At 43.6% G+C, this 25,711-nt stretch carries 21 protein-coding genes; 6 read left to right on the forward strand and 15 right to left on the reverse strand.

Annotated elements, in window-relative coordinates:
• Positions 1-9: 9 nt before the first annotated feature.
• Positions 10-1,044, reverse strand: a complete 1,035-nt coding sequence (proB, locus tag K1Y79_RS13405) for a glutamate 5-kinase (protein WP_220250574.1) — start codon at positions 1,042-1,044, stop codon at positions 10-12.
• 150 nt (positions 1,045-1,194) lie between these two features.
• On the opposite strand from proB, the gene K1Y79_RS13410 reads away from it, so the two are divergent.
• Both K1Y79_RS13410 and K1Y79_RS13415 read left to right on the forward strand, forming a co-directional pair.
• Positions 1,195-3,504, forward strand: a complete 2,310-nt coding sequence (locus tag K1Y79_RS13410) for a GH92 family glycosyl hydrolase (protein WP_220250575.1) — start codon at positions 1,195-1,197, stop codon at positions 3,502-3,504.
• A gap of 1,362 nt (positions 3,505-4,866) precedes the next feature.
• Entirely contained in the window at positions 4,867-5,328 is a 462-nt protein-coding gene (locus K1Y79_RS13415; RefSeq protein ID WP_220250576.1) for a hypothetical protein, read from the forward strand.
• 3 nt (positions 5,329-5,331) lie between these two features.
• Here K1Y79_RS13415 and K1Y79_RS13420 read toward each other — a convergent pair whose 3' ends face one another.
• Entirely contained in the window at positions 5,332-5,526 is a 195-nt protein-coding gene (locus K1Y79_RS13420) for a hypothetical protein (protein ID WP_220250578.1), read from the reverse strand.
• Between the two features lie 626 nt (positions 5,527-6,152).
• Between K1Y79_RS13420 and K1Y79_RS13425 the strand changes: the two genes are divergently transcribed.
• Entirely contained in the window at positions 6,153-6,989 is an 837-nt protein-coding gene (locus K1Y79_RS13425) for a sensor histidine kinase (RefSeq protein WP_220250579.1), read from the forward strand.
• Complete coding sequence (locus K1Y79_RS13430; RefSeq protein ID WP_220250581.1) at positions 6,961-7,638, forward strand: response regulator transcription factor; 678 nt, start codon at positions 6,961-6,963, stop codon at positions 7,636-7,638. The genes K1Y79_RS13425 and K1Y79_RS13430 overlap by 29 nt, the downstream gene beginning before the upstream one ends.
• On the opposite strand, the gene K1Y79_RS13435 is transcribed toward K1Y79_RS13430, so the two are convergent.
• From K1Y79_RS13435 to kduI, 6 genes are all read right to left on the reverse strand, one after another.
• Positions 7,635-8,891, reverse strand: a complete 1,257-nt coding sequence (locus tag K1Y79_RS13435) for a DUF2264 domain-containing protein (RefSeq protein ID WP_220250582.1) — start codon at positions 8,889-8,891, stop codon at positions 7,635-7,637. The genes K1Y79_RS13430 and K1Y79_RS13435 overlap by 4 nt on opposite strands.
• Positions 8,891-10,084: a glycoside hydrolase family 88 protein gene (locus K1Y79_RS13440; protein ID WP_220250583.1), complete on the reverse strand. Its 1,194-nt coding sequence runs from the start codon at positions 10,082-10,084 to the stop codon at positions 8,891-8,893. Before K1Y79_RS13440 ends, K1Y79_RS13435 begins: the two co-directional genes overlap by 1 nt.
• A 121-nt stretch (positions 10,085-10,205) precedes the next feature.
• A complete protein-coding gene (locus K1Y79_RS13445) occupies positions 10,206-11,273 on the reverse strand; it encodes a LacI family DNA-binding transcriptional regulator (protein WP_220250584.1) in 1,068 nt (355 codons plus the stop codon).
• Positions 11,274-11,295: 22 nt separating this feature from the next.
• Positions 11,296-12,060, reverse strand: a complete 765-nt coding sequence (kduD, locus tag K1Y79_RS13450; protein WP_317197487.1) for a 2-dehydro-3-deoxy-D-gluconate 5-dehydrogenase KduD — start codon at positions 12,058-12,060, stop codon at positions 11,296-11,298.
• A complete protein-coding gene (locus K1Y79_RS13455; RefSeq protein ID WP_220250587.1) occupies positions 12,060-13,223 on the reverse strand; it encodes a DUF4861 family protein in 1,164 nt (387 codons plus the stop codon). Before K1Y79_RS13455 ends, kduD begins: the two co-directional genes overlap by 1 nt.
• 5 nt (positions 13,224-13,228) lie before the next feature.
• Positions 13,229-14,065, reverse strand: a complete 837-nt coding sequence (gene kduI, locus K1Y79_RS13460; RefSeq protein WP_220250588.1) for a 5-dehydro-4-deoxy-D-glucuronate isomerase — start codon at positions 14,063-14,065, stop codon at positions 13,229-13,231.
• Between the two features lie 273 nt (positions 14,066-14,338).
• On the opposite strand from kduI, the gene K1Y79_RS13465 reads away from it, so the two are divergent.
• Positions 14,339-15,985 (forward strand): UxaA family hydrolase, encoded by a 1,647-nt coding sequence (locus tag K1Y79_RS13465; protein ID WP_220250589.1) that lies wholly within the window; start codon positions 14,339-14,341, stop codon positions 15,983-15,985.
• 144 nt (positions 15,986-16,129) lie between these two features.
• Here K1Y79_RS13465 and K1Y79_RS13470 read toward each other — a convergent pair whose 3' ends face one another.
• From K1Y79_RS13470 to K1Y79_RS13490, 5 genes are all read right to left on the reverse strand, one after another.
• Positions 16,130-17,485, reverse strand: a complete 1,356-nt coding sequence (locus K1Y79_RS13470) for an MFS transporter (RefSeq protein ID WP_236059592.1) — start codon at positions 17,483-17,485, stop codon at positions 16,130-16,132.
• A 164-nt stretch (positions 17,486-17,649) separates the two neighbouring features.
• A complete protein-coding gene (locus K1Y79_RS13475) occupies positions 17,650-18,312 on the reverse strand; it encodes a beta/alpha barrel domain-containing protein (RefSeq protein ID WP_220250591.1) in 663 nt (220 codons plus the stop codon).
• Positions 18,313-18,314: 2 nt separating this feature from the next.
• A complete protein-coding gene (locus K1Y79_RS13480; protein WP_220250592.1) occupies positions 18,315-19,313 on the reverse strand; it encodes a sugar kinase in 999 nt (332 codons plus the stop codon).
• A 15-nt stretch (positions 19,314-19,328) separates the two neighbouring features.
• Positions 19,329-20,723, reverse strand: coding sequence for a glucuronate isomerase (gene uxaC / locus K1Y79_RS13485; protein ID WP_220250593.1), 1,395 nt, complete (start codon positions 20,721-20,723; stop codon positions 19,329-19,331).
• A 15-nt stretch (positions 20,724-20,738) separates the two neighbouring features.
• Positions 20,739-22,244, reverse strand: a complete 1,506-nt coding sequence (locus tag K1Y79_RS13490; RefSeq protein ID WP_220250594.1) for a tagaturonate reductase — start codon at positions 22,242-22,244, stop codon at positions 20,739-20,741.
• 179 nt (positions 22,245-22,423) lie between these two features.
• Here K1Y79_RS13490 and mnmA point away from each other — a divergent pair, with 179 nt between their 5' ends.
• Positions 22,424-23,524 carry a tRNA 2-thiouridine(34) synthase MnmA gene (gene mnmA / locus K1Y79_RS13495; protein ID WP_220250595.1) on the forward strand — a complete coding sequence of 367 codons (1,101 nt, stop codon included), beginning with the start codon at positions 22,424-22,426 and terminating at the stop codon, positions 23,522-23,524.
• A 111-nt stretch (positions 23,525-23,635) separates the two neighbouring features.
• Here the strand turns inward: mnmA and K1Y79_RS13500 are convergent, their stop codons facing one another.
• Positions 23,636-24,490 (reverse strand): hypothetical protein, encoded by an 855-nt coding sequence (locus tag K1Y79_RS13500; protein ID WP_220250596.1) that lies wholly within the window; start codon positions 24,488-24,490, stop codon positions 23,636-23,638.
• Positions 24,491-24,507: 17 nt separating this feature from the next.
• Positions 24,508-25,668: an RsmB/NOP family class I SAM-dependent RNA methyltransferase gene (locus K1Y79_RS13505; RefSeq protein WP_220250597.1), complete on the reverse strand. Its 1,161-nt coding sequence runs from the start codon at positions 25,666-25,668 to the stop codon at positions 24,508-24,510.
• Positions 25,669-25,711 lie beyond the last annotated feature (43 nt).

Here is a 25,711-nt window from a genome sequence, read left to right on the forward strand (position 1 = left end):
TGGTCAGTTTTATAATAAAACTATATCATCAGCGTGTGCCACCTCGAGATTCTGCATTTTCCCGTCTTCAGACAGCACCTCCGAAGATACCTTGGCACGAGCCACAGCAATCACATTATGTTCTTCATCAACGATCTCAAATACCTCCCCGTCTTCAAATCTTTCCAGTACAGTCAGCACGCCTACCGCCAGCAAGCTACGTCGTTTCTGCAGCGCAGATAATGCGCCTTCGTCTACTAATACCCGGCCGGTTACCAGACTACCGCTGGCCAGCCATTTCTTACGGGCGGGCATACTGCATGGTTGCGGCAAACATAACGTACCTGTAGTACCAGCAATCGCGTTAAGAATACCATCATTGGTATGAATACCAAAGATCACTACTTTGATACCCATACGGGTTGCTAAACGGGCGAAAGTGAGTTTAGACACCATTCCACCCAAACCCAGGGATGACTTTTTGGTATCTGCCAGCGACAGGATAGATGCGTCAATTGTCTCAATTTGTGGAACAACCTTTCCTTCCCTATCAAGCACACCACCTACAGAGGTACTGAATAGTAGCATGGATGCACCAAAGCCGACAGCAATAAGCGTGGCTAATTCATCATTATCTGAGAACTTTAATTCCAGGTCGCTGACCACGTCGTTTTCATTAGCTACAGGTATTACACCGCTGGCCCATAATTCTTCATATGTCTTTTTTAGCTGAAGGAACTGGGCCCTGTTGCTGAAATGCCTGCGTTCACAAAGACTTTGTGCAATAGCAATATCATATGGTGAGAAATAGCGTGCATATTTGCTTAATAGCAAAGGGTTACCGATAGCCGCTGCCGCCTTGCGTTCACTCATAGTGCCAGTATAGTTCTTGAGGTATTTCTTACCCGCAGCTACTGCACCAGACGACACCAGCACAATATTATATTCATTCTTAAGATCGGCTACCTGCCTGGCAATGGAAGCCACTATTGTTTCATCCAGCTCCCCGTTTTCGTGTGTGATGGAAGCTGTCCCAAATTTTATTACTAGTATCGGTTTTGTCACTGCTCGCTGAATTTGCCAACAAAATATTGAAAATGGCTCATTTTTTCATTATTTACATTTCATTTAAACTGTTTTACCCGTCTGTGACAAGCTGTTTATCCCGGACCTTTTATTTTGCGGGGTTCTCTAATCGTTTAAACACATATTGACATGGGCGCAAGTCAGGCAACACGTCTTACATTACTCACGGCATTTTCTCTATGCACCCAGCTTTCACTGCAGGCGCAGGAACGGAATCTGGTACAATACGTTAAACCTATTATCGGTACTGAAAAAATGGGCCATACCTATCCCGGAGCCACCGTGCCTTTTGGAATGGTGCAACTAAGTCCCGATACAGATACGATCCCGTATGAGATGAACGGCCGTTATAACCCGGACGTTTATAAGTATTGCGCAGGTTATCAGTATGTAGATAAGACTATTACAGGATTCAGTCATACGCATTTCAGCGGTACCGGTCACTCTGACCTGGGTGACTTTCTGATTATGCCAACTACAGGTAAGCTATTACTCAACCCGGGTACAGCCAGCAATCCGGAGACAGGTTACCGCTCAGGTTTCTCTCATGACAATGAAACAGCAGAAGCAGATTACTATAAAGTTAAACTCGACAAATACAATATTACGGCAGAATTGACCACCACTACCCGTGTTGGCTTTCATCAATATACATTTGCAGAGGCTACAGATCAGGCACATATTATCCTGGATCTGATGGCGGGCATTTATAACTATGGTAATAAGAACGTGTGGACGTTTGTAAGAGTAGAGAATGACACACTGGTTACCGGCTATCGCCAGACTAACGGCTGGGCGCGTACACGTACCGAGTATTTTGCAATGTCATTCTCCAAACCTATATCACAATACGGGCATCAGAACTATGCAAATGATGTATATAAGGGCTTCTGGCGCAAATTTGATGTAGCGCACAACTTCCCTGAAATGGCAGGCCGTCAGATCAGAGCCTGGTTTGACTTCAAGGTAAAGGCAGGCGAACAAATAAAGATCAAGTTCGCTTTATCTCCAGTTAGTACGGAAGGTGCATTGGCTAATCTGCGAGCAGAAGCTCCGGGCTGGGATTTTAACAAAATAAAGCAGGATGGCCAGGCATTATGGAATAAGGAGTTGCAACGTGTTACTGCGCAGCTGAATAGCAATGATGAGATGATTAACTTCTACACTGCTATGTATCACGCGTTTCTTAGCCCTACTACCTACATGGATATTGATGGCACTTACCGCGGGCTAGACCAGAATAATCATAAGGCAGAAGGCTTTATTAACTATACCACCTTCTCTTTGTGGGATACTTACAGAGCGTTACATCCTTTATTCAATGTAATACAGCCTAAGCGTAACGCCGATATGGTACAATCCCTGCTGGCGCATTACGATCAGAGCGTACACCGCATGCTGCCAGTATGGTCGCATTACGCTAATGAAAACTGGTGTATGATAGGTTATCATAGTGTATCGTTGATTGCAGATGCAATCATCAAAGGGAATGCACCGTTTGATCAGGAAAAAGCGCTGGAAGCGTGTGTAACTACTGCAAGGCACCGCAGTTATGATGGCATCGGTTACTACATCGACAAGGGATATGTGCCGGAAGATAAAAGCGGAGCTTCTGTGTCAAAGACATTGGAGTATGCATATGACGATTGGTGTATAGCTCAGATAGCCAAGAAATTGGGCAAACAAGATATATATGATGAGTTTATAAAACGTTCTCAGAACTATCGTAATGTATATGACGCAAGCATCGGTTATATGCGTCCGAGACTCAATGACGGCACGTTCCGTGCAGCATTTGATCCGCTTAAAACAGACAACCAGGGTTTTATTGAAGGTAATGCCTGGAATTACAGCCTTTATGTACCTCAGTACCCGGCCGAACTAATTGAACTCAATGGTGGTAAAAAGCGTTTCTCTGGCCACCTGGATTCGCTGTTTACCATGCATCTACCTGACGAGTTCTTTGCAGAAACAGAAGACATTACGCGAGACGGTATTATTGGTAACTATGTACATGGTAATGAGCCATCGCATCACGTGGCCTATCTGTATAATTGGACAGGAGAACCATGGAAGACGCAAGAGCGCGTGCGCATGATCCTTAAAAAGATGTATCACCCCGGATCGGACGGCCTGGGCGGCAATGACGATTGTGGCCAGATGAGTGCATGGTATATTTTCACATCAATGGGTTTCTATCCTGTGTGTCCTGGATCGGATCAGTATATACTAGGTAGCCCGGCAGTGAAAGAAGCTACCATTCAGTTGGAAAATGGTAAAACATTTACGGTGGAAGCCCTGAATCAGAGTGATAAAAACGTATATGTACAGAAAGTAACACTTAATGGAAAACCGGTACTGAACAATGCCATCAGCCATCATGATATCATGAACGGGGGCCGCCTGGTATTCCAAATGGGATCTAAAGCAAAGAAATAGTCACTTTCAATTGATAAATAAAGGGACAGATACGAGAATAGTACTCTGGTCTGTCCCTTTTACTTTTTGTATAATTCAATCCGTACCACCACATACATGTGAAGGTCTTACTACCTCCCAAAAAACCCTCTTTCCACATCCTGGGTATTGGTAGCAGTAACCCTGTAACAAAGCCTGAATAAATTCGAGACATTCTACCTTTGGTTTCTTACAGTGGTAATAACGTTTTCCTTATTCTTATACATCACGGTCATTATCATGCTTTTACAAGACTGATAAAAGCTACCATCAAACGCCATAGTATGAATATAGGCGGGAGGTACTGTTGTTCAGGAATTAGTAAGAGTAAGTTTATCACCCGGATATTTTAGTACAGATAACTTCGATGGCAACAACTGGCATGGCGATTGAGCGAGTTACATACCGTGAGATTTACCTGAGAAATGTCCTCCCGTGTTTAGATAGCATGGATAACTTAATGTTAAATGAAGATTGTTTTATTGTATACTTTGGATAAGCAAAACGCTGATAAGATCATCTCTTCAGGATTTATGTATGACCTGCTGTTACTAAAGAAATATAGCGTTGATAACAGTAGATGTAGGAGTTTCTATAAAAAAGAAAAGGCCTGCTAAAAAGCAGGCCAGTTATGGTACTTTGGGGGGGACAATACAATTAGGGTTTTCAAAGGGTACAATATTTTAAATCAGCATTCAGGCTTAATTGCCTTCTCAATATTAGAGAAAATTAAGTTGATCTGACCGTCATGAAGAACGTATGAGCAAAATGCGATCCCTAACCTTCAATTACCCGTTATAACGCGCAAATAAACACCGGTATATCAAAATGGCTGTGATTCATGCTAATAGCAGATTTCAGCGCGATAAATACCTGATAAACAGTCAATCTTATACAGATTAGCAGGGATAAAAAACCGGCAATAGATCAAAAGGAAATGTATAATCATGCAGATAACCATTGCGTAAATCACTGATCCCCTATGACCGATGTTTCACGGTATGAAAACAGCCCTTTTTATGATGTTATATAATAAGGGAAGGATTTGGGATGAAACCGTTCAAAAAAAGCCAGGAATACATGTAATTTTTTTTCTCTACCGATACTATACGGTAATTTTGTACCGATATTCACGCAGTTTTAAATTCATATTTACACGAAAAAGGAGACCAAATACCCGGATTTTATATTACATAAAATTATATACGATCTGATTAGATAGTAATTATGAATTTCTCATGTTTGTAATGTTATGATAATCATAAACTTACATTGATTCCACTATGCTTTTAAGCCTAGTTTTAGGTTGTTAACGAGATTCAATAAACCTAAAATAAATATCTTATGTCAGCCGCAAAAATCATGAAAGCAGGTCAGTTTGTAGATAAAAAGCACGTTTCTATGCTCCGCGAAAATTACATGGAGAACAGGTGGAGAGCTAATTCTGAGCGTCTGGGTAAACCTGATTCACTGAGCGTATGGTACAGCCTGGACGAACTGAAACAATATATTGAAACGGCGGAAGCAGCAGGCGCAGATGGTATTAGGGTTTATTTCGGCGTCTATCCATCTGTATTCCCTGAAAACATATTACTTCAGGATAGACAGACTATTGTATTTGTGGGTACACAACAGAAAATAAGCGAAACCGGTAAAACCGAAAATAAAGATCTGTATGTTTCCACACCTAAAGGTCCAGAGATAATGGCATTTAACTTCGGATTGCCTTGTCCACCGGCCTGTGTAGGCGATCAAAGCAGCATTATTAGGGCACAAAAGGAATCTCTTCAAATTATAACCAAGTAAGTTTCATCCTCCATATAAATCACTTCTTTTAAGCTGCCGGATGTCATGTCCGGCAGCTTTTTTGTCGAGAGGAAAATTATTTATCTCCACTTTTACTAATTTACCGGCCGCACCGACATCATTACTAACTGTTAAAACATTACCTGCCATCAATATCTTATGTCCTGCATACATACATATATGCTTATGTTTTCCCATACATCTGTTTACAGATTACCTATGCATGTACTGATAATCATTATCTGTTTCATTATAGCATTGCTGGCAAAACTACAAAAGGAACCTCCCCGGTACCTTAATACCTTTATTATTTATATTCTGCTTACTATCACTGTTGAGGTACTAGGTTGGTGGTACAGTATACATAACAAACGTAATCTCGTATTTTATAATTTCTACGCCATCGTAAATTTTACCTACCTGATCTTCCTGTTGCGTTCGTTTATGACTAATACTAAAACATTGACTGCTCTAGGGATAATTCTGGTAGTATATCCAATATTATCGTTCATCAACCTTTTTTTAATCCAGGGAATGAATAATGTATTTAATACATACACCTTCCTTTCCGGATGTATTATTGTTGTAACAGCCAGCATCTGTTATTTCTATGAACGGATCAAGCATCCTGGTCCAGACAGTCTGCTGAAAGACCCGACATTCTGGGTATCAACAGGGCTACTCTTTTTTTATACGTGCAGTCCGCCTTTAACAGGCGTCCTGAATGCCATATCTATTATGCCATTTTATAACTATAAAACCCTTTATTTCCTGAATCTTATGATTAATATTATCCTATATTTATTGTTCAGCATTTCTTTTATATGCAATCTGATTTTCAGGAGGTATTCCTAGTCATCTTTACGTCCCTCTTCCTGCTGGTCCTACTGGTAGGTTTCATAGTTATTATGTTGATACTTAACCAGAAGGGAAGACAGGCACAGGCGCAGGAACTCAGACTAATGAAAGAAAGGTATGAGCAGGAATTATTGAGGTCCCAGCTGGAGATTCAGGAGAATGTATTCGGCCATTTATCGCAGGAGATACACGACAATATAGGACAGTCGCTCACCTTTGTAGCACTGTCATTATTAACAGTACCGGTAGAGAACAACAGTGAGGCGCATGAATACATAGAAGAGAGCAGAAAAGCTCTGCAGAAAGCCATTACAGAATTAAGAGATCTTTCACGCAGTCTGCATACAGATCGTGTTACAGAAATAGGCCTTGCCAACTCAATCGACTTTGAACTCGAACGACTGAAAAGGACCAATTTGTACGAAACTTCTTTTAATTTTGCGGACATCAGGAACCTGCTGGACCATCAGACAGAAATCATACTTTTCCGTATCGTTCAGGAAATGCTTAATAACATTGTTAAACATGCCAAGGCCAGTAAGGTGGAAGTTCGTCTTTCCCATAAAACAGATATCATCGTACTTGAAATAAAAGACAATGGTGTCGGCTTTGATTCTGAAGCGCTGTTTGCCCGACAGGAAAAAACCAAAGGTTTGGGATTAATGAACATTCAAAAAAGAGCTTCCCTCATAGGGGGAACATTCCATATCAATAGTGCGAAAAATAGCGGAACTGCCATTCGTATCACTATACCCATAAACAAAGAGTCATTACATGAGCACAACCAGGAAAGCGAAATATAGTGTTGCAATTGCAGATGACCATGTGCTGGTTAGAAAAGCACTTGGCAGGTTGATCAATACCTTTACTGATTACTTCATTCTTTTTGAAGCCAGTAATGGAGAAGAAGTCATTAAAATCATCAATAACCGCGAATTACAATTACCCGATATACTCATTCTCGATGTAAACATGCCTGGCATGAACGGTTATGAAACCGCTGCCTGGATCAATAACCACTTCCCTCAGATTAAAGTACTCGCTTTATCTATGCTCAATGACGAGTCTGTAATTATAAAAATGCTGAAATCTGGGGCGAAAGGTTACATCATGAAAAATGTAGAGCCGGATGATCTGAAAGAAGCTTTCGACTCAATTATAAAAAAAGACTTTTACCTGCCCGATTACATATCCGGAAAAGTGATCTCAGGATTGCAAAAAGATGTATTGTCTCTTAGTGAGAAGATAGAATTGACGCCTAAAGAAAAGACATTCCTGCAATTTCTCTGTACAGAATTATCTTACAAAGAAATTGCGCAGAAAATGTTTGTGAGCCCCCGTACAATTGATGACTATAAAAGCAGCCTTTGTGATAAACTGAAGGTAAAGACCCGCGTAGGGCTTGTTATCTTCGGTATAAGATATGGTCTTATAGACATCAATACCGACTAAAGCGCATGGTCTTTCTTCACTGTTTTGCCCGCCCACGCTTTCTGCGACGTCCACTCCTGGGCAGGAGCACTCCAGAAAGCATTTTCAGCTGGCAGACCTAATGCCAGAAACCCTGTTGTACACAGGTATAAGCTGCCAGTGGATGTATAAACATCTGCTATTTCGGGTTGATGACCACAAAAACCTAATTGCAACCAGCCTTTGTTATCAAAGGTCCCAGGAGCCTCGAAAATTCTTTTGTTCACAGCTGTTAATGCTGCCCTCACCTGGGCAGGAGGCAATGTTGCAGGTAATTGCTCATGTAAGGCCAATTGCACCAGCGGTTGAAAAACGGCATTACGGTAAGTCATAGACCTTCCTACCACGGGAAATGTCCCTTCAGGAGATATCAAGCGCTCCTGGATCTCACCGTAACGCTGCATCCTATCAATAGCCTGATCATATTCCTTTTTACTGCCTTTGCCATTATCTGCCAATACTTTCAGAATGTCAGTCAACATCGGCTGGATAACAAAGCCATTATAATAGTCAAAATGAAATTCCGGTCCATCCCCATACATCCCATCTCCTTTATACCATTCCTGGTGTTTCCTGACTGCATAATCTATCCGCATACCATCCCATTCCTCGCCAAAAAGCAATAATGCGGCTTCAATAATACCTGCAAACAACAACCAGTTGCTATACCCTGGTCTAATACTACGCAGACGCTTAAATCCTGCAACAACCTGCTGCTTGACAGCCTCAGGAAGTGGCTGCCATAATTGTTTGGGTGCCCGGATAAATGCATGTGCAAGAAAAGCTCCATCAACTAATGGCTGTCCATCATATTGCCCGGTGAAGTTCATATAGTCTGGTCCGCCGGGTTGTACTGCCTGACTTGTTCCTTTCAACGCATAATCAATGAAACGCGCCCTTATTTTGCCTTCAGCCGTTCCGTCAGCGCCTAGTTCCAGCCACGGGGCAATCCCTGCCATTGTACGTCCAAAAGCTTCGAGATAAGTAACTTTGTCCACTGGCTTATTATACCCAGGAGCTGTCTCAAGTGGCATATGTTGACGCAACTGTCCAAGGGCTAAGTTTTTCATTACGGGTTCTGCTATTCTTGACAGTAACTCCGCCCAGTATTCCCTGTCGCCTTGTACAGTAATACTTCCTGCTGGCAAATCTATTGCCTGCAGGAAGTGGCCTGGTTGTATAGCCCCCGCCATTCCGGCCAAAGGAACTGCCTTTATAAAATGACGTCTGTGCATTATTTAGCCCATTGTTTGTACCGTAATAATGCTTCCACAAAGTAATAGTCTGCATATGTGAGCGGGACGTCCACTTCGGAGTTATGTGGAATAGAACCTACGCTGTGCATAAGGATGAAGTTGTTATTTTCTCCTTCTTTTGCGAGATATGCCGGACTACTCAAACTCTCCAACATCTTTTCCGCAGCATTCCAGTAACGGGCGGACGTTTCTCCTCTGGTGTACCGGCTTAGCTCCAACAGAGCAGATGCTGCTACTGCTCCTGCAGACGCATCTCTCGGAGCATTTGGGATACCCGGCGCATCATAGTCCCAGTAAGGAATAAGGTCTTCCGGCATACGCGGATGGTTCAATATATAATCTGCAATATGTTGCGCCTGTGCCAAATAAGATTTATCCTTTGTATCCCGGTACATTAGAGTGTAGCCATATAGTCCCCACGCCTGACCCCGAGACCAAGCCGAGGTATCATTTGCTCCCTGCGCTGTATTTCTGGCTAATACAGCTCCATTGGTAGAATCATATCCTATAACATGAAAGGAGCTGTAATCTTTTCTGAAATGATGTTTCATTGTTGTATTGGCATGCGTACGTGCAATACGATCAAATGATGGATCCTTACTTGTGCGGGTAGCCCATGTCAATAATTCAAGGTTCATCATGTTATCAATGATCACCGGGAACTGCCATCTGCCGTGATCCCATGACTTAATACAGCCTACTTTTGGATTAAACCTGGTAGATAATGAACGGGCACTGGTAAGCAGCACTTCCTTATATTTCGGGTCTTTTGTAATACGGTATGCATTACCTGCACTACAGTATAACATAAACCCAAGATCATGTGTACCTTTGTTATTCTTTTCTACTTCGACCTGTGCAGTACGTTTAATCGCCTCCTGCTTCAAGACATTATCCTTCGAGTACTCATACAAATACCACAATGTACCCGGATAGAATCCCGCTGTCCACCAATCAGTTTTAGCAGTTACAAAACTACCATCCTTACTATTGGTTGTACGTGGCAACACACTGTCAGGAACATGCTGCATCATCAGCTTATACTGACGCACAGCAAGATCCAACGTCTTGTTTGCCATAGATATAATTTGCTGCTTTTTACTGCTTTGCTGAGCGTAGGCAGCACTGCCCGATACTAATAGGGCACAGAAAAGAAGTGATAATTTTTTCATCTCGTGTAATTTTATTTACCCGCACTACAAATTGTGCAGTTACTAACCAATTATTTTTACGCAATCGTTTGCACTTATGTATAAAGAATAAGGCAGGGCTGCCCGAGAGCAACCACCTGCCTTATTTTAGTTTCTTTCTTACGCCTGCTTTACGCGTTGCAACTATTGCTGCAGAAGACACACGTTCAATCAGCTGAATAGGTACAATTTCTTCCGAGTAACGCTGGGGAATTGTTACTGGCTGTTGCATCAATTCAAGTAAGGCAGCTGCCACACGTTCTCCCATTAATGCAGGAAACTGATCCACAGATGTAATAGAAGGCGTGATAATCTCAGCTCTCGGATCATTTGAGTAGCCCACAATCTTAATATCTTCCGGTACACGCAAATTCAGTTTACGGCAATACTCCATTATAGTAATTGCTGTCGTATCATTAGCGGCAAAAATACCATCAGGCCAGGGTTGCTTGGCAAAGATCTGCTCACATACCTGCAACGCATTTTCTCTTGTCAACTCCTGATAAAAGATCCTCGATTTTTTAAACGCCAGCTTATGTTTCTTTAATGCATGCTTATACCCAGCTACACGATCTACATAAAGATTGCAGGTCAGCGGACCAGAAATATGTACAATATCCTTACATCCTTTCTCTATCAAATGTTCTGTAACCGTAAAACCTCCCAGATAATCATCGCCTTTCACCACCTTGACCTGATAGTCTTTAGGTACTCGGTCAAAAAATACAAGTGGAATGTTATTATCCTTAAAAATATCGAAGTGTGAAAAGTCAGTCGTATACAAAGTACTTGATACAGCAAGTGCGTCAATCCTGGTGGAATACAGCGTCTCTGCTAATGCTATTTCCTGCTCCAGGGAATCGTTGGACTGACATATCAACACATGATAGCCATGTTCATGCAGCTTATTCTGAATAACAGTACTGATTGTAGCAGGAAAGAACATCGAGATTCGAGGAACAACCAGTCCAATAGTGCGGCTCCTGCTGTTACGCAGGCCTGCTGCCATAGCATTCGGACGGTACCCGAGCTTATTGGCCATTTTTTTCACCTTCTCCTTTGTTTTGGCACTGATGTTTGGATGATTGTTCAGTGCGCGGGACACGGTGGATATAGAAAGTTTCAGCTCTTCCGCAATATCAACAATTGTCTTTTCTGTTCTTTTGCTCATAAATCAGTATATAGGTACGCTTTTATCGTCCCATCCATCCTCCGTCAACAGTAAGTATAGTACCATGAACATAGTCAGATGCTGCGGAAGCTAGGAATACTACCGGCCCTTTAAAATCTGCCGGTTCTCCCCACCTGCCTGCAGGTATGCGCTCCAGTATAGAAGCACTACGCTTCTCGTCTGCACGCAATGCGGCAGTATTGTCTGTTGCGATATATCCTGGTGCGATTGCATTCACATTGATACCCTTGCCTGCCCATTCATTGGCAAAAGCTTTCACCAATGAACCTACTGCTCCTTTGCTTGCGGCGTATCCAGGTACATTGATACCACCCTGGAAGGTAAGTAACGATGCTGTAAAGATAATCTTTCCACTGCCTTGTGCGATCATTCCCTTGCCAATTTCACGGGTCAGTATGAACTGCGCGTTAAGATTGATATTAATTACCTCATCCCAGTATTCATCCGGATGTTCTGCGGCAGGCTTTCTAAGAATAGACCCGGCATTGTTGACTAGTATGTCAATCACCGGATGTGCGGCGGTTACTTCCTTTATAAATGCATACAGCGTTTCACGCTTACCCAGGTCACATTGGTAACCGAAGAATTTTCGGCCCATAGCCTTCACGGCCTTTTCAACCTCGCTGCCATCTTTCTCCAGGGACGCAGAAACACCTATTACATCAGCGCCTGCTTCTGCCAGCGCTACGGCCATTCCCATACCGATTCCTCTTTTACAACCCGTCACAAGGGCTGTCTTACCTGTCAGATCAAAAGACTGTAAAATCATATACTAAGAATACGCTTGTTACTAATTGATGTTAATTCCAATGGAGCGGCCTGTTTAGCTGCGAAGGTCTGCAGATAGGCAAACCATTCTGATGCACTGGTATACCTCCCTGCCTTGTTCCATGCAGCGCCGAAATAGTATACATAAGGGGCTTTCCCACTGGCTGTAGCTGTCGCCAGCAGATGCTTGTCTGTAACCTTCATATGCCCGTTTTGGACAGGCACTACCAGCCCCAACCCGGTGATACCGTCAGCGCCATATTCAGGCTCCCAATAACCAGCAACTCCCGTCTTCTCATCCAGCAGGATTGTGCCTGGAGCTGCACGCTTTACAATACCCGCAGCTACCGGTAAACTATCACCCTGCTGCAGCGTATATGATACACTCATCCTGTTTAGCTGAGAACCTGCATCCAGCGAAATAGTCTTTAGTACGGAAACAGTTATATTGCCTACCTGCCATGGTTCGTAGCCCAACTGAAAAGTGCAGCGTAGCGGACCACTATCCAACACTTTGTGTATCCGGTAGTTTTTCGGGAAATAGATTGAATCGTTCAGAAAGGGTGCAATGTCTCCACCTCCTAGCGTCATACCCACTGAATAATAGTCAAGTCCCTGACCATTATCATGATGGTAATCGTTCTTCTGATACCAGCTGTTGATAACAAGTTCAGACGTCCGTTTTGTCCATACGTCTATACCAAGTGCGTTCTCTGCCGGAAAGTTTTCCAATGCAGCTCCATACATGCGGAAGGCTACCCGGTCGTTCTCCCACGCGAAATCATCTTTTCGTTCAGGCACATAACGTGCATAAGTACGCGGCTTTACTACTGCCGGCTTTCCGGCAATAGCAGTAACAACAATACTGGCGCGTGCAGGAATAGTAACCTGTACAAGCAGGTGCTGCGGAGTTGGAGCACCTTCGTAGGCTAACTGATAAGGCACTTCCTTACCCGTCTGTTTATTGATGAGTTTAAAAGCACCGGTTAATCCCCGTAGTTGCACATATGGTATTTCGACAATCTCTTCATTCCTAACGATAGCAGAGGTATTCCTGATTGAAATGGTAACCCCAGCCGCCTTTGTAACAGCTGCTGTATCACCTGCCAGGGCAGTATGCCATACCCCAGCCGCCATCAACAATAATAATATCCGCTTCATATTACTTATTTAAGATCAGGTATCGCACATACGTCCATATCTCCGTAATCCAGGTTTTCTCCTGCCATACCCCAAATAAATGTATAGTTACTCGTACCGGCACCGGAGTGAATAGACCAAGGCGGAGATATAACCGCCTGTTCATTCTGCATCCAGATATGTCTCGTTTCCTGCGGCTGGCCCCAGAAATGACAAACCGACTGCCCTTGCGGTACCTCAAAGTAAAAATAGACTTCCATACGCCTGTCATGCGTGTGGGCAGGCATTGTATTCCATACACTGCCGGGCTTTAGTTCTGTCATACCCATCTGTAGCTGACAGGTAGGAAGTACTGTGCTGACAAGCAGCTTATTAATAGTTCGGTGATTTGACGTCTCCATTGCTCCCAGGGTTACTACTTCTGCATCTTTCCGGGTTACATGTCGGGTTGGAAACTCATGATGTGCTGGTGTTGAATTAAGATAAAACTTTGCGGGCGCTGCGCTGTCCTTACTGGCAAAAGAAACCTCTTTCTTTCCTTTACCTACATATAACGCTTCTTTAAAATCTACCTCAAAGGCCTCACCATCAACAGTAACTACGCCAGCGCCTCCTACGTTAATTATGCCCAATTCTCTCCGCTCCAGAAAATAAGCCGCTTTGAACTGGTCAGGCGGTGTAAGTTGCAACGCTTTATTCACCGGGAATATTCCACCTGTTACAAAACGGTCATAATGACTGTATACCAGTTTAATCTCGTCCTGTACAAACAATTGTTCTATCAAAAGTTCCTTTCTGGTCTGTGCTGTATTCCAGCTGAGTACCTCTGCCGGGCTGGAAGCATACCTGGTTTCTGCAGTCATATTACGACATATTAATTTTGGAATTGATAATAAATTATGGGGATGCTGTATCAGTGCATCTTTTTCATAACCTGCATGAAAGATAACGCATAATGCCGAAAATTGCAAACGTTTGCATAAAATAGCAGGAAACCCGGATCTGCTAAACTTCTGCCGCTAAAATGTTTTAGCAAAACGATGATACTATCCTGACCATTTCAAAGGCAAAATCTTATCATGGATTAATATTTTAGTATTAACAGGTGGTAGTGTTATTTCATACTTTAGCTTATTATGAACACTTTTCTACAAATACATCCCGGCGATAATGTACTGGTTGCCCTGCAGGACCTGCAGCAGGGTACAGAAATCGGGTTTAATGGTTCCACAATTACTTTACTCAAAGACGTTCCCGCTAAACATAAATTCATGATCACCGACATACAAACCGGCGATCCTATTACTATGTATGGTGTACTGGTCGGTAAAGCTAATGCGCCTATTCACAAAGGTGAGCTTATCACCACCACCAATGTGATACATGATGCAAACGCCTTCCACGAAAAAGAAGGTAACATCGAATGGCAAAAACCTGACGTCAGCAAATGGAAAGACCGCACCTTCATGGGTTATCCCCGTAAAGATGGTCAGGTAGGTACCCGTAACTACTGGCTGGTTATTCCCATGGTTTTCTGTGAAAACCGTAACGTCAGCGTCATCAAAACTGCCTTTGAAAAAGGGCTCGGATTTGCTCCCACTGAAGTATACAATGAACAGGTCCAGGACCTCGTTGCTCTATATAAAAGCGGTAACCTTGACGCTATCAAGACTTACAAGGCTGCTGCTGTAACAGCCAGCGACAAACGTAATACCGTATTCTCCAACATAGACGGTGTTAAATTCCTCATGCATGAAGGTGGTTGCGGTGGTACCCGTCAGGACTCAGACGCCCTGTGTGCCCTGCTGGCTGGTTACATACATCATCCGAACGTAGCAGGTGCTACCGTGTTAAGTCTCGGTTGTCAGCACGCACAGGTATCCATCCTGAAAGATGCCTTGAAGAAGCTGAACCCTGACTTCGATAAACCTGTATTAGTATTTGAACAGCAGAAAAGTAGTTCTGAATTTGACATGCTGTCTGACGCTATCAGGGATACCTTCCTGGCACTCGTAGAAGCCGACAAACAAAACCGCCAGCCTAGTCCACTATCCAAACTTGTCATTGGTCTGGAATGCGGTGGTTCTGATGGTTTCTCCGGCATTTCTGCCAACCCGGCTGTCGGACATACCTCCGACCTTATTGTGGCTTTGGGCGGCGCTTCTATACTGTCTGAGTTTCCTGAACTTTGCGGTGTGGAGCAGGAACTGATCAACCGTTGTGTGGAAACTAATACTTCCGACAAGTTTATCCGTATCATGCGGGCATATGAAAGTCAGGCTGAATCCGTAGGCTCAGGTTTCTATATGAATCCTTCTCCGGGAAACATCAAGGACGGCCTTATTACTGATGCCATTAAGTCTGCCGGTGCAGCTAAAAAAGGCGGTATCTCTCCGGTTGTAGACGTGCTCGATTATACTGAATATGTTACCAAACCAGGCCTTAATCTGCTCTGCACACCTGGTAACGACGTTGAATCTACTTCTGCTGAGGTTGGCTCTGGCGCTAACGTTGTACTCTTTACTACAGGCTTAGGTACCCCAACCGGCAACCCGATCGCTCCTGTAGTAAAACTCGCTACTAATACAAAACTGGCAACCCGTATGCCGGATATCATCGATATTAATACTGGTACTATTATCAGCGGTGAAAAGTCTATCGAACAAATGGGCGAAGAAATACTGGAATATGTAATACAAACTGCCAGTGGAGAAGTAAAGACCAAAGCTGAGTTATTGAATCAGGACGACTTTATCCCTTGGAAAAGAGGTGTAAGCCTGTAACCAATTGGAACCAGGAATAAAGAATTAAATCTGTAAAGTCTGAAACCAACAAAAGGAGCGGTCCTGATCAATAGATCAGGACCGCTCCTTTTGTACACGTCTCTATTTAATTTTGTAATTACAATCTGGTTATTGAGCTGTGATTTATAGTTTCACCTGCTCCATTTTAGGCGCAAAAAGGTGCATAATCAGCCATGCCAGCAGGTACATGGATCCACTGATCAGGAATAGTATATTATAGCCTGTACCAATGTTACCCTGCTCTTTATAATAATCCAGCAGATAGCCGGCAAAGATAGGGAACAGACTTCCGCCGATAGAACCTGCCATACCACCAATACCAACTACAGAACTGACTGCGTATTTAGGGAACATATCTGAAGCTGTCGTAAAGATATTAGCTGACCATGCCTGATGCGCAGCTGCTGCTAAACTGATCAATGCTACAACTATCCATATATTATTTGTGCTTTTCGCAAACATGATCGGTACTACACAAATAGCAAATAATAACATCGATGCCTTACGTGCTTTAAATACCGGCCAGCCTTTTTTAATCAGCCAGGAGGAAAGATATCCACCTCCGATACTACCAATTGTAGTCGCTGTATAAATCACAAATAACTGCAGATTAGGCTTCTTGAAATCAAGATTGAAAGTAGTGGCAAAGTAAGAAGGCAACCAGAAGAGGAAGAACCACCAGATTGGATCTGTCAGCATCTTACCAAATACAAAAGCCCAGGTCTGTTTTACGCCTAACAGTTTCTTCCAGCTTACGCTCTTCTTTTCAGGTGGAGTATTGGCTGAAGCTACCGCCGCTGCTGTTACCGGCTTAATTCCATCGGGCAACTCTCCTGCAGGACGCACCGGCTGTTCTTCATCGCTATGGATATAATCATATTCTGCCTGTGTCAACTTCTTATGGCGCGCAGGAATCTCGTACATAACGATCCAAAATACCAGCCATACAAAACCCACTATACCGGTCCATATAAAGGCGTGTTCCCATCCATAGTTACCTGCCAGCCATGGCACTACTATCGGGGCAATTACGGCCCCTATATTAGCACCTGAATTGAATATACCTGTTGCCAGGGCACGTTCCTTTTTAGGAAACCATTCTGCTACTGATTTTATCGCTACAGGAAAGTTACCGGATTCACCCAGTCCCAGAAATACACGCGCAACTCCAAAACCGAAGGTTGTCTTCGCTAATGCATGTCCCATCGCTGCTATACTCCATACTACAATGGACCATATATAGCCCATCTTCGTACCAATCTTATCTACCAATCTGCCAAATAATAACAATCCTATTGCATATGCAGCTGCGAATGCTGACATCATGCCACCAAAATCCTTCTCTGTCCATTCAAATTGATCTGATAATATAGGCTTCAGCAAACCAATGACCTGACGGTCTATATAGTTAATAGTCGTTGCAAAAAAGAGCAATGCACAAATGCGCCAGCGATATTTGCCAATTGTAGTGGAATCCATGCCTTTCATTTTGGAATTTATAAAGTGTTATCAATTTACAACACTCTGATGAATTATGCAAACGTTTGCATATAATACTATTGCTTATACTGCCTGCATATGTAATCTATATCATAAATGTTTTTGAAACCTATTAGAAATCAGGACGTCATATATAACCCTGTTCAGGATACTTCCTGAATCAGCTTAACCAGACTGGTTAACTGTGTCTTCAATGCTGCCCAATCCTTCCTGTCTATCAACTCCTTATTCAGCAGGTTGGAGCCCATACCGACACATACCACGCCGGCATCCAGCCACGATTTGATACTTTCTTTAGTAGGCTCTACGCCTCCTGTAGGCATAAATTTCATCTTAGGAAATAATGGCTTGATCGCCTTTACAAAACCTGGCCCCAGCACATTGCCTGGAAACAACTTCGTCAACGGCGCTTCATATCTTTCTGCCACTGCTATTTCAGATGGCGTCATACATCCTGGTATCCAAACAATGTTCTTTTCACTGCAGCGCTCTGCCACAGCGGTATCAATAATCGGACTAACTATAAAATCAGCACCTTCGCCTGCAAATACCGTCACATCTTCTGCCACTTTAATCGTACCTATACCCAGGTACATGTCTGGCATTGCTGACAACTTATGCGCACGCATTGCTGAAAAATTACGCTTCGCATTTGCACCACGGTTTGTGAACTCAAACACTCTGATACCTGCATCATAGCAGGCCTGTAATACCTGTATACACACTTCGGCATCATCATGGTAAAATACAGGTATTGCTTTACTACGCTCAAATGCTGCAATGATCTCTGCTGCTGGTACTGCCATATCTAAATCAGTTTTAAAATGTCTGCTTTATCTGTTAAATTAAAATCTCCTTTCAGGAACAACTTGGACCAAGCTGCGGCTGCTGCAAATGATATAGTCTGCTGCGCGTCCATTCCGCTTACCTGTGCATGTATCAGCCCTGCCATGAAGCTATCTCCGCTACCAACACGGTCAACCACTTCATTTGTTTCATACTGCTTTGATACCTTCATCGCTCCCCCTTCATACCATGTAGCATAGTATAGATTATGGGTAAATGCATTAGAGAACCTGAAGGTAAATGCTACCTGTTTACAACGGGGAAACTTCTCCGTGATCTCTTTTGAAACGGCTGCTGCCTCTGCCAGATAAGTTTCTTTAGTGGCTGTCTCAAGCGCTACTGTATTCAGGCTGGTGTCCAGCATCTGATGCGCTGCCCATATATTTCCCATCACCACATCACAATACTGCACCAGTTCAGGCATTACTGCAAATGGCTGTTTACCATACTGCCACAATTTACTACGATAGTTCAGGTCTGTCGATATCTTTAATCCTTTCCTGGAGGCCGCTTCCAGCACCTCTTTACAAATGATGGCAGTATCCTCATTCAATGCTGGTGTAAGCGCGCTCCAATGGAACCATTCGGCATCTCCTAACAGACTATCCCAGTCTACTGTACCAGGTTGCAGCTGACTAAATGAAGAATATTTCCTATCGTATACTACTCCTGCATTTTTCAGATCTGTTCCTTGCTCCAGGTAATAGATCCCGATGCGGTCTCCTCCTTTCAGCATCCGGTCTGTCGATATACCCAGCGCTTCCAGTTGCTCCAGCACCTGTGTGGCGAGACCATTATCCGGCGCTTTGCTGATATAGGCTACCGGCGTACCCCAGCGTGCCAGCGCTGCTGCTACATTAGCTTCTGCACCGCCTACATATAATGCTGCGCTGTGATTATTCCATTCCGGTGATAAGCGCAATAATATTTCTCCAAATGAAATTACTTTAACTGGCTTCATGATGTTTGTTAGGGTCTAAAATCCGAAATACGATCTGGCGTTATTATAACTGATGTCCTGCACCATTTTCCCCAGCCATTTTATATCTGCCGGCAGTTCTCCATTCTCGACATCATTACCAATGAGGTTACACAAAATACGGCGAAAATACTCATGCCGGGAGTAGGAAAGAAAACTTCTCGAATCTGTGAGCATACCTACAAATCTGCTCAGTAATCCCATATTGCTGAGGGCATTCATCTGCTTCTCCATCCCATCTTTCTGATCCAGGAACCACCAACCAGAACCAAACTGCATCTTGCCTGGTACTGTGCCATCCTGGAAGTTGCCAATCATCGTTGCAAATACCTCATTATAGGCTGGATTCAGATTGTATACCACTGTCTTCGCCAGTTTATCCTTTTTATCAAGCCTGTCAAAGAATACAGACATTGCCTGCGCTACCTGCCAGTCGCCGATAGAGTCTACTCCTGCGTCTGCTCCGATACGTCCCAGCAACCGGCTGTTATTGTTACGTATCGCTCCAATGTGAAACTGCTGTGCCCAGCCCCGTTCATGATGCCATTCACAGATGAAATGTAAGGTACCTGCCTTAAATGCATCTGCTTCTTCCGGCGTAAGCGGCTGTCCTTTGCGTAGTTTTGTATATGCCGCAGCTAACCCCTCTTCGGTAAAATTGCCTGCGTAAAATGTGCTTAATCCATGATCTGCAAGCCGACAGCCATTCTCATGAAAGTAATCATGCCGGCTACGTAAGGCGGCAATAAACTGACTATAAGTATCCGTGTTTGTACCTGCTGCTGCGCCCAGCTTATCTGCATAGGCATTGAAGCCTGCCACATCCTCTACTCCTACAGCTTTATCAGGCCTGAATGTCGGTAGTACGCGTACATTAAAACCTGCTTGCAGAATGGCGCTATGATGTTCTAGTGAATCACAGGGATCATCTGTTGTACACAAGGTGTCTACTTTAAAATGTTTCAACAATGCCTGGGTAGTCCATTGCTGCAACTGTTCATTACAATGCTGATAGATCCATTCGGCACTATCGCCATCCAGTAACTGCTTTACGCCGAATGGATTCAGCAGTTCCATATGCGTCCAATGGTATAATGGATTACGCATCGTATAAGGTACCGTTTCCGCCCAGCGTCTGAATTTAGTATAGTCATCTGCACTGCCGGTAATATCATCTTCCGATATCCCGTTTGCCCGCATTGCACGCCACTTGTAATGATCGCCCTTCAGCCACATCGCTGTCAGGTTTTCAAACTGACGGTTAGCTGCAATTTCATCAGGAGGCAGGTGATTATGATAATCGATGACGGGCATCTCTTTTGCATAATCGTGGAATAATTGTCTGGCTGTCTCTGTCTGTAACAGAAAGTCAGCATCTAAGAATTGTTTCATAAACGTGCTGGTTCCTTATAATACTTTACTATAGCTGTCTGCATATGCTTTCACTCCTTCCTGTAACATCCCCTGCAGATGGGCCGCTACTGCTTCTGCAAAACCTGGTATCTGTGAAAGATCTGCTTCCCATAAACGGCGGTCTGCACACACTGCCTGTACCATGTCTGCTACCGCTGCCCCTCCTCTGCCGGTGACTTCCGTCCAGTAAGTGGCAAATATGCCTATATTATCATCGGTAATAGTATAGCTCTCCTGCTCACGCTGACCCGCATATTGACCGTTCTCCACCTTTTGTGGCCGCAGGAACAATAACATCGCTGCGAAGCCCAGACACATACTGGCTGGCAATGCTTCAAATTGCTCATAATAACGCACAATAGTACGTACGTTCCGGGCATTCATCTTCATGCTCTCCTGAAAGGTGATGCTCAGTAACTTATGCGCTATATTCGGATTGGAAAAACGATCTAGTACATCTTCTGCGAATGCAGGCGCATGCGGACAAATATCCTTTATCGTTGGTAATATTTCTTCAATGATAACAGTACGAAAGAAGGACCGCATATAACTGTCTTCCATACATTCTACTACTGTATTCATACCACTCAGATAGCCCAGCGGCACAGATATCGTATGACTACCATTCAGAATACGCAGCTTCTGTTCGCGGAACGGTGTTATATCCGGGGCAATCAACATCCGGTTATCTGCCTGATGAAAACCTAATTTATCCTTTACTCGCTCATCTCCTTCTATCGCCCATAATAAATAAGGTTCTGTGTCTATCCACAGCCCATCTGTATAACCAGCTTTCTCCTGCAATGTTGACAGATCTTTCGGTTTACCAGGCACAATCCTGTCTACCAGCGAACTACAAAAATGATTGTCATTCTCTAACCACTGTACAAAGTTTGCCGGCAATTTATTATATGCTGCCAGTTTCAGCACAATCTCTTTCAACAGCTGCCCGTTGTTCACCACCAACTCTGTAGGTACAATCACAAAACCTGTATGAGATGCTCCCTTGAAATACTGGAAACGCTCCCACAGTATGGCCAGCAGCTTTCCAGGAAATGATACCGGCACACCGTCTATCCCCTCTTCTACATACTGGATACCTACTTCGGTCGTATTTGATACAATTGTCTGCAACGTTGGCTGCCTTACTGCCTTTAATATGTTATCCCATTCTGCATTCGATTGCAGAACCCTGCTAATAGCAGCATTCACCAGCACCTGATTCACCAGTTCTCCCTGGGCAATACCCTTTATATTGGTTGTGAACAGATTATCCTGACTGCCAAATTCTGTTGTATCTCCGCCGGTAGATTTTACCACCACAATTCTTCCCTGGTAAATACCTTGCTTATTTGCTTTATCTACCAGATAATCAACCAGTCCTCTCAATAATACACCAGTTCCAAACTGTAAGATTCGCTCAGGATAATTAAAATAGCTCTCAGACACTCCCAGTTCCGGATGCTGCAATACATGAGCCTTATTTAAAATAGGTAACATATTAGTGTTTTTAATAAACGCAGAACTCTGAACATTAAATATAAAACGAATCCCTGATAGTCCATAGCCCTTATCCTATCCATCGAAAAGTTTTAATCTTTCCCATTCGTGTCATAATATTCCCCCGGGGGAGGTGTCTCGACTAAAATCAGTAATTTTGCACTCTTAATATTTTAACAATGAGCAGACATGGCAAAGTTCTGGTAGCAATGAGCGGCGGTATTGATAGTACCGTTACCGCACTGATGCTCCATGAACAGGGGTATGAAGTGGTGGGTATCACCATGAAAACCTGGGACTATGCATCTGCCGGCTCCAGCAAAAAAGAAACCGGGTGCTGCAACCTGGATTCCTTTAATGATGCCCGTGCAGCTGCCGTACATCACGGTTTTCCTCACTTCGTGCTTGATATAAGAGACGAGTTCGGGGATTTTGTTATTAATAACTTTGTTGACGAATATATAGCAGGTCGCACACCTAATCCTTGCGTTCTGTGCAATACCCATATAAAATGGCGTGCGCTGATGAAGCGTGCTGATGCCATGGATTGTGCCTTTATTGCAACAGGACACTACGCACAGATCAGGCAACAGGACGACCGTCATGTACTCAGCAAAGGTATTGATGAACTGAAAGATCAAAGCTACGTTTTATGGGGCTTACAACAGGATGTGCTTGCACGTACCCTGCTGCCCCTGGGTAAATACCGCAAAACTGAAATCCGCCAGATGGCATTCGATTTCGGATATCCCGAACTGGCAAAGAAAGCAGAAAGCTATGAAATCTGCTTCGTACCTGACAATGACTACCGCGGTTTCCTTAAGCGTAAAGTCGATGGCCTGGAAGAACAGGTCAATGGCGGTAATTTCGTCCTGAGAGACGGCACTATCGTTGGTCATCATAAAGGCTATCCTTTCTATACTATCGGACAACGTAAAGGACTGGACATTGCCTTAGGCCGCCCGGTATTTGTTACGGAAATCATCCCCGAAACAAACACCGTTGTATTAGGTAACGAAGATGAACTGAACAGGAATGAGATGACTGTAGGTGGTATCAACCTTATCAAATACGATCACATCCCTGAAGGTATGGAAGCCATTACCAAAATCCGTTACAAAGATAAAGGTGCACTGAGCAACCTGTATAATGGAAACGGACAGGTAAAAGTGAACTTTTACGAACATGTAAAAGGAATTGCTCCCGGACAATCAGCCGTTTTCTATGAAGGCGATGATGTAATTGCAGGGGGCATTATTCAACGAAGCGTATTGCAGTAACAATGCTTCATCATATAAAGGGGAAGGGCTGATCATATTGATCAGCCCTTCCCCTTTATATGATCTTCTCGTAAGCAGAAAGCAGATGTATTATACCTTACCCACCACATATTACCGGTACACAATCTTCCGCGTGATAACCGTAGTCTGCCGCTTATATTGCTCCTTCACTGTTTTACTGGTCCAGTTACCTTTTTTATCATAAACATAACTGGTTGTATCACGGCTTCTCACCTGATCGCCTGCATACCGGGTTGCTACAATCATGTTTCCGTACTTATCATATTGCTTCAGCGTTTTATACTGCTGCACACCGCCCAGGTACAATGCAGTTATTACAGGCTGATTACTGAGATCGTACTGCTCAATAATCTTTATTGATTCAGCTGTCTGTGGTAATTCATCCTGTACAGTCGTAATAGTATCGCCCCGCTGTTGCACTAACAACCGGTATTGTTTCCCTTCCGGATACCGGGCAATCCATATTGTATCTCTTGCCTGGCTGTAACGATACGTGCTTTTTGAAGCCTCGCTATAAATCCGGTCTGCCTTTTCCACATATCTGCCAGCAGTATCATACCTGTATGTTTCTGTACTATACGTCTGGGCGTTATCTGAATGAATCAGCGCACTGATTCTACCTGTAGCATCGTACCTGATAGTAAGTGTATCTGCCTGCATCCTGCGGGAGGCAGTAGCTACCTGATGCAGCATGCCCTCTCTGAATATATATTCTCTGCGAATAGTGTCTCTGCGGGTATGATTATCAACTGCTGTTGCTATGCTGGTTATTTCAGATATCTGCCTGATATCGCCTTCCAGCTGTAACGGACGAAATGCAAACATGTTCATTTCACTTAATATCCGGCTGGTAATAGTACCTATCCTGTCTTTTTCTTCTTTTTCAGACCTGGTTGATGAGGTACATGCTGCAAGTAACAGCATGAGCCATAACAATCTTCTCATAGGGTAATTTAAGCGTTTTATTGCTTTATCAGCTTCACGGCAAACATGCAGTCCGCCCTTTTTTCATAACCGGCTATTACGCCGCCTTCCTGCTGCTGAAGTCCACTTTCTGTTTCAAGGAAAGCAACCACTTCTTCATTCTCTTTTGCAAATACGGAGCAGGTAATATAGATCAGTGATCCGCCCGGTTTCAGCAATTGTACAACATTCGCAGCTATTTTCTGCTGCAATTGCTGATACTCAGTAATCTGCTTCTCTGTAAAAAAAGACATACTCTCTGGCGTACGTCCCCAGGTACCTGAACCTGAACATGGTGCATCCAGTATAATATGATCAAAACGGCGGTCTTTCAGGGTTGATGACATGACCGGTGCTGTCAGATCCATCACAATACTCTCATATTGCCTGATTCCAGCCTCTTTAAAGCGCTGATGCAGATTCTGAATGATAGTATTCCGCACATCGCTTACGAGCAGTTTTACGCCTGGTTGTTTATCCACCAATAGGATTGACTTTCCTCCACTGGCAGCACAACTGTCCCACCATTGTTCTCCTGCTGCCGGTGTGAATAATGTGCCCACTTGTTGAGAAGATACATCCTGTATTTCATACCAGCTCTTGTCTGTAATAACAGTATCGATTTTTGTGCTGTTTGGCAGAGCTATCGTATCTGCACCAATAACTTCGTACGCAATACCTGCTTTGTCCAGCAGACTGACTATTGCGGATTGTTTGTTATGACGCGTTCTGATAAACAGATCTGGCTGTATAAAGAATGAACGGTTGAATGCCTTCCTGTCAATAGCCGGAGACAGCGCTGCCGTAAATGGGAATATGGCTGGTACATCTGTCACGCCTACAAAAGCCAGTTTTTCATCCAGTGATAATGCAGACTGCTCCTGCAGATCGGGACGGAAGAACTGCAACAGGTCACTGCCTTGTTTTTCACACAGAAAGGTGCCCAGCAATATTCTTTCCTGCACGCTCTTCTCTTGCTGCCAGAGTTGGCCCAGCCGGTAATAATGATATACCAGTTGCGATACCTGCCGGCGGTCACGGCTTCCCATGTAAGGATGTTGTTTAAAAAATCCTTTCAGAAAATGATGTAACGGCAGCTTACCATCATAACTCACAATGATCTTTTCTGCAGCAGTGATATAATTCTCCCAGCGGGTCATAATGTACAGATGCGTTATTTATCAAAAAAGCGAAACGCTTAAC

It is taken from the genome of Chitinophaga rhizophila (genome assembly GCF_019492185.1).
GTDB classification, from domain to species: Bacteria; Bacteroidota; Bacteroidia; order Chitinophagales; family Chitinophagaceae; genus Chitinophaga; species Chitinophaga rhizophila.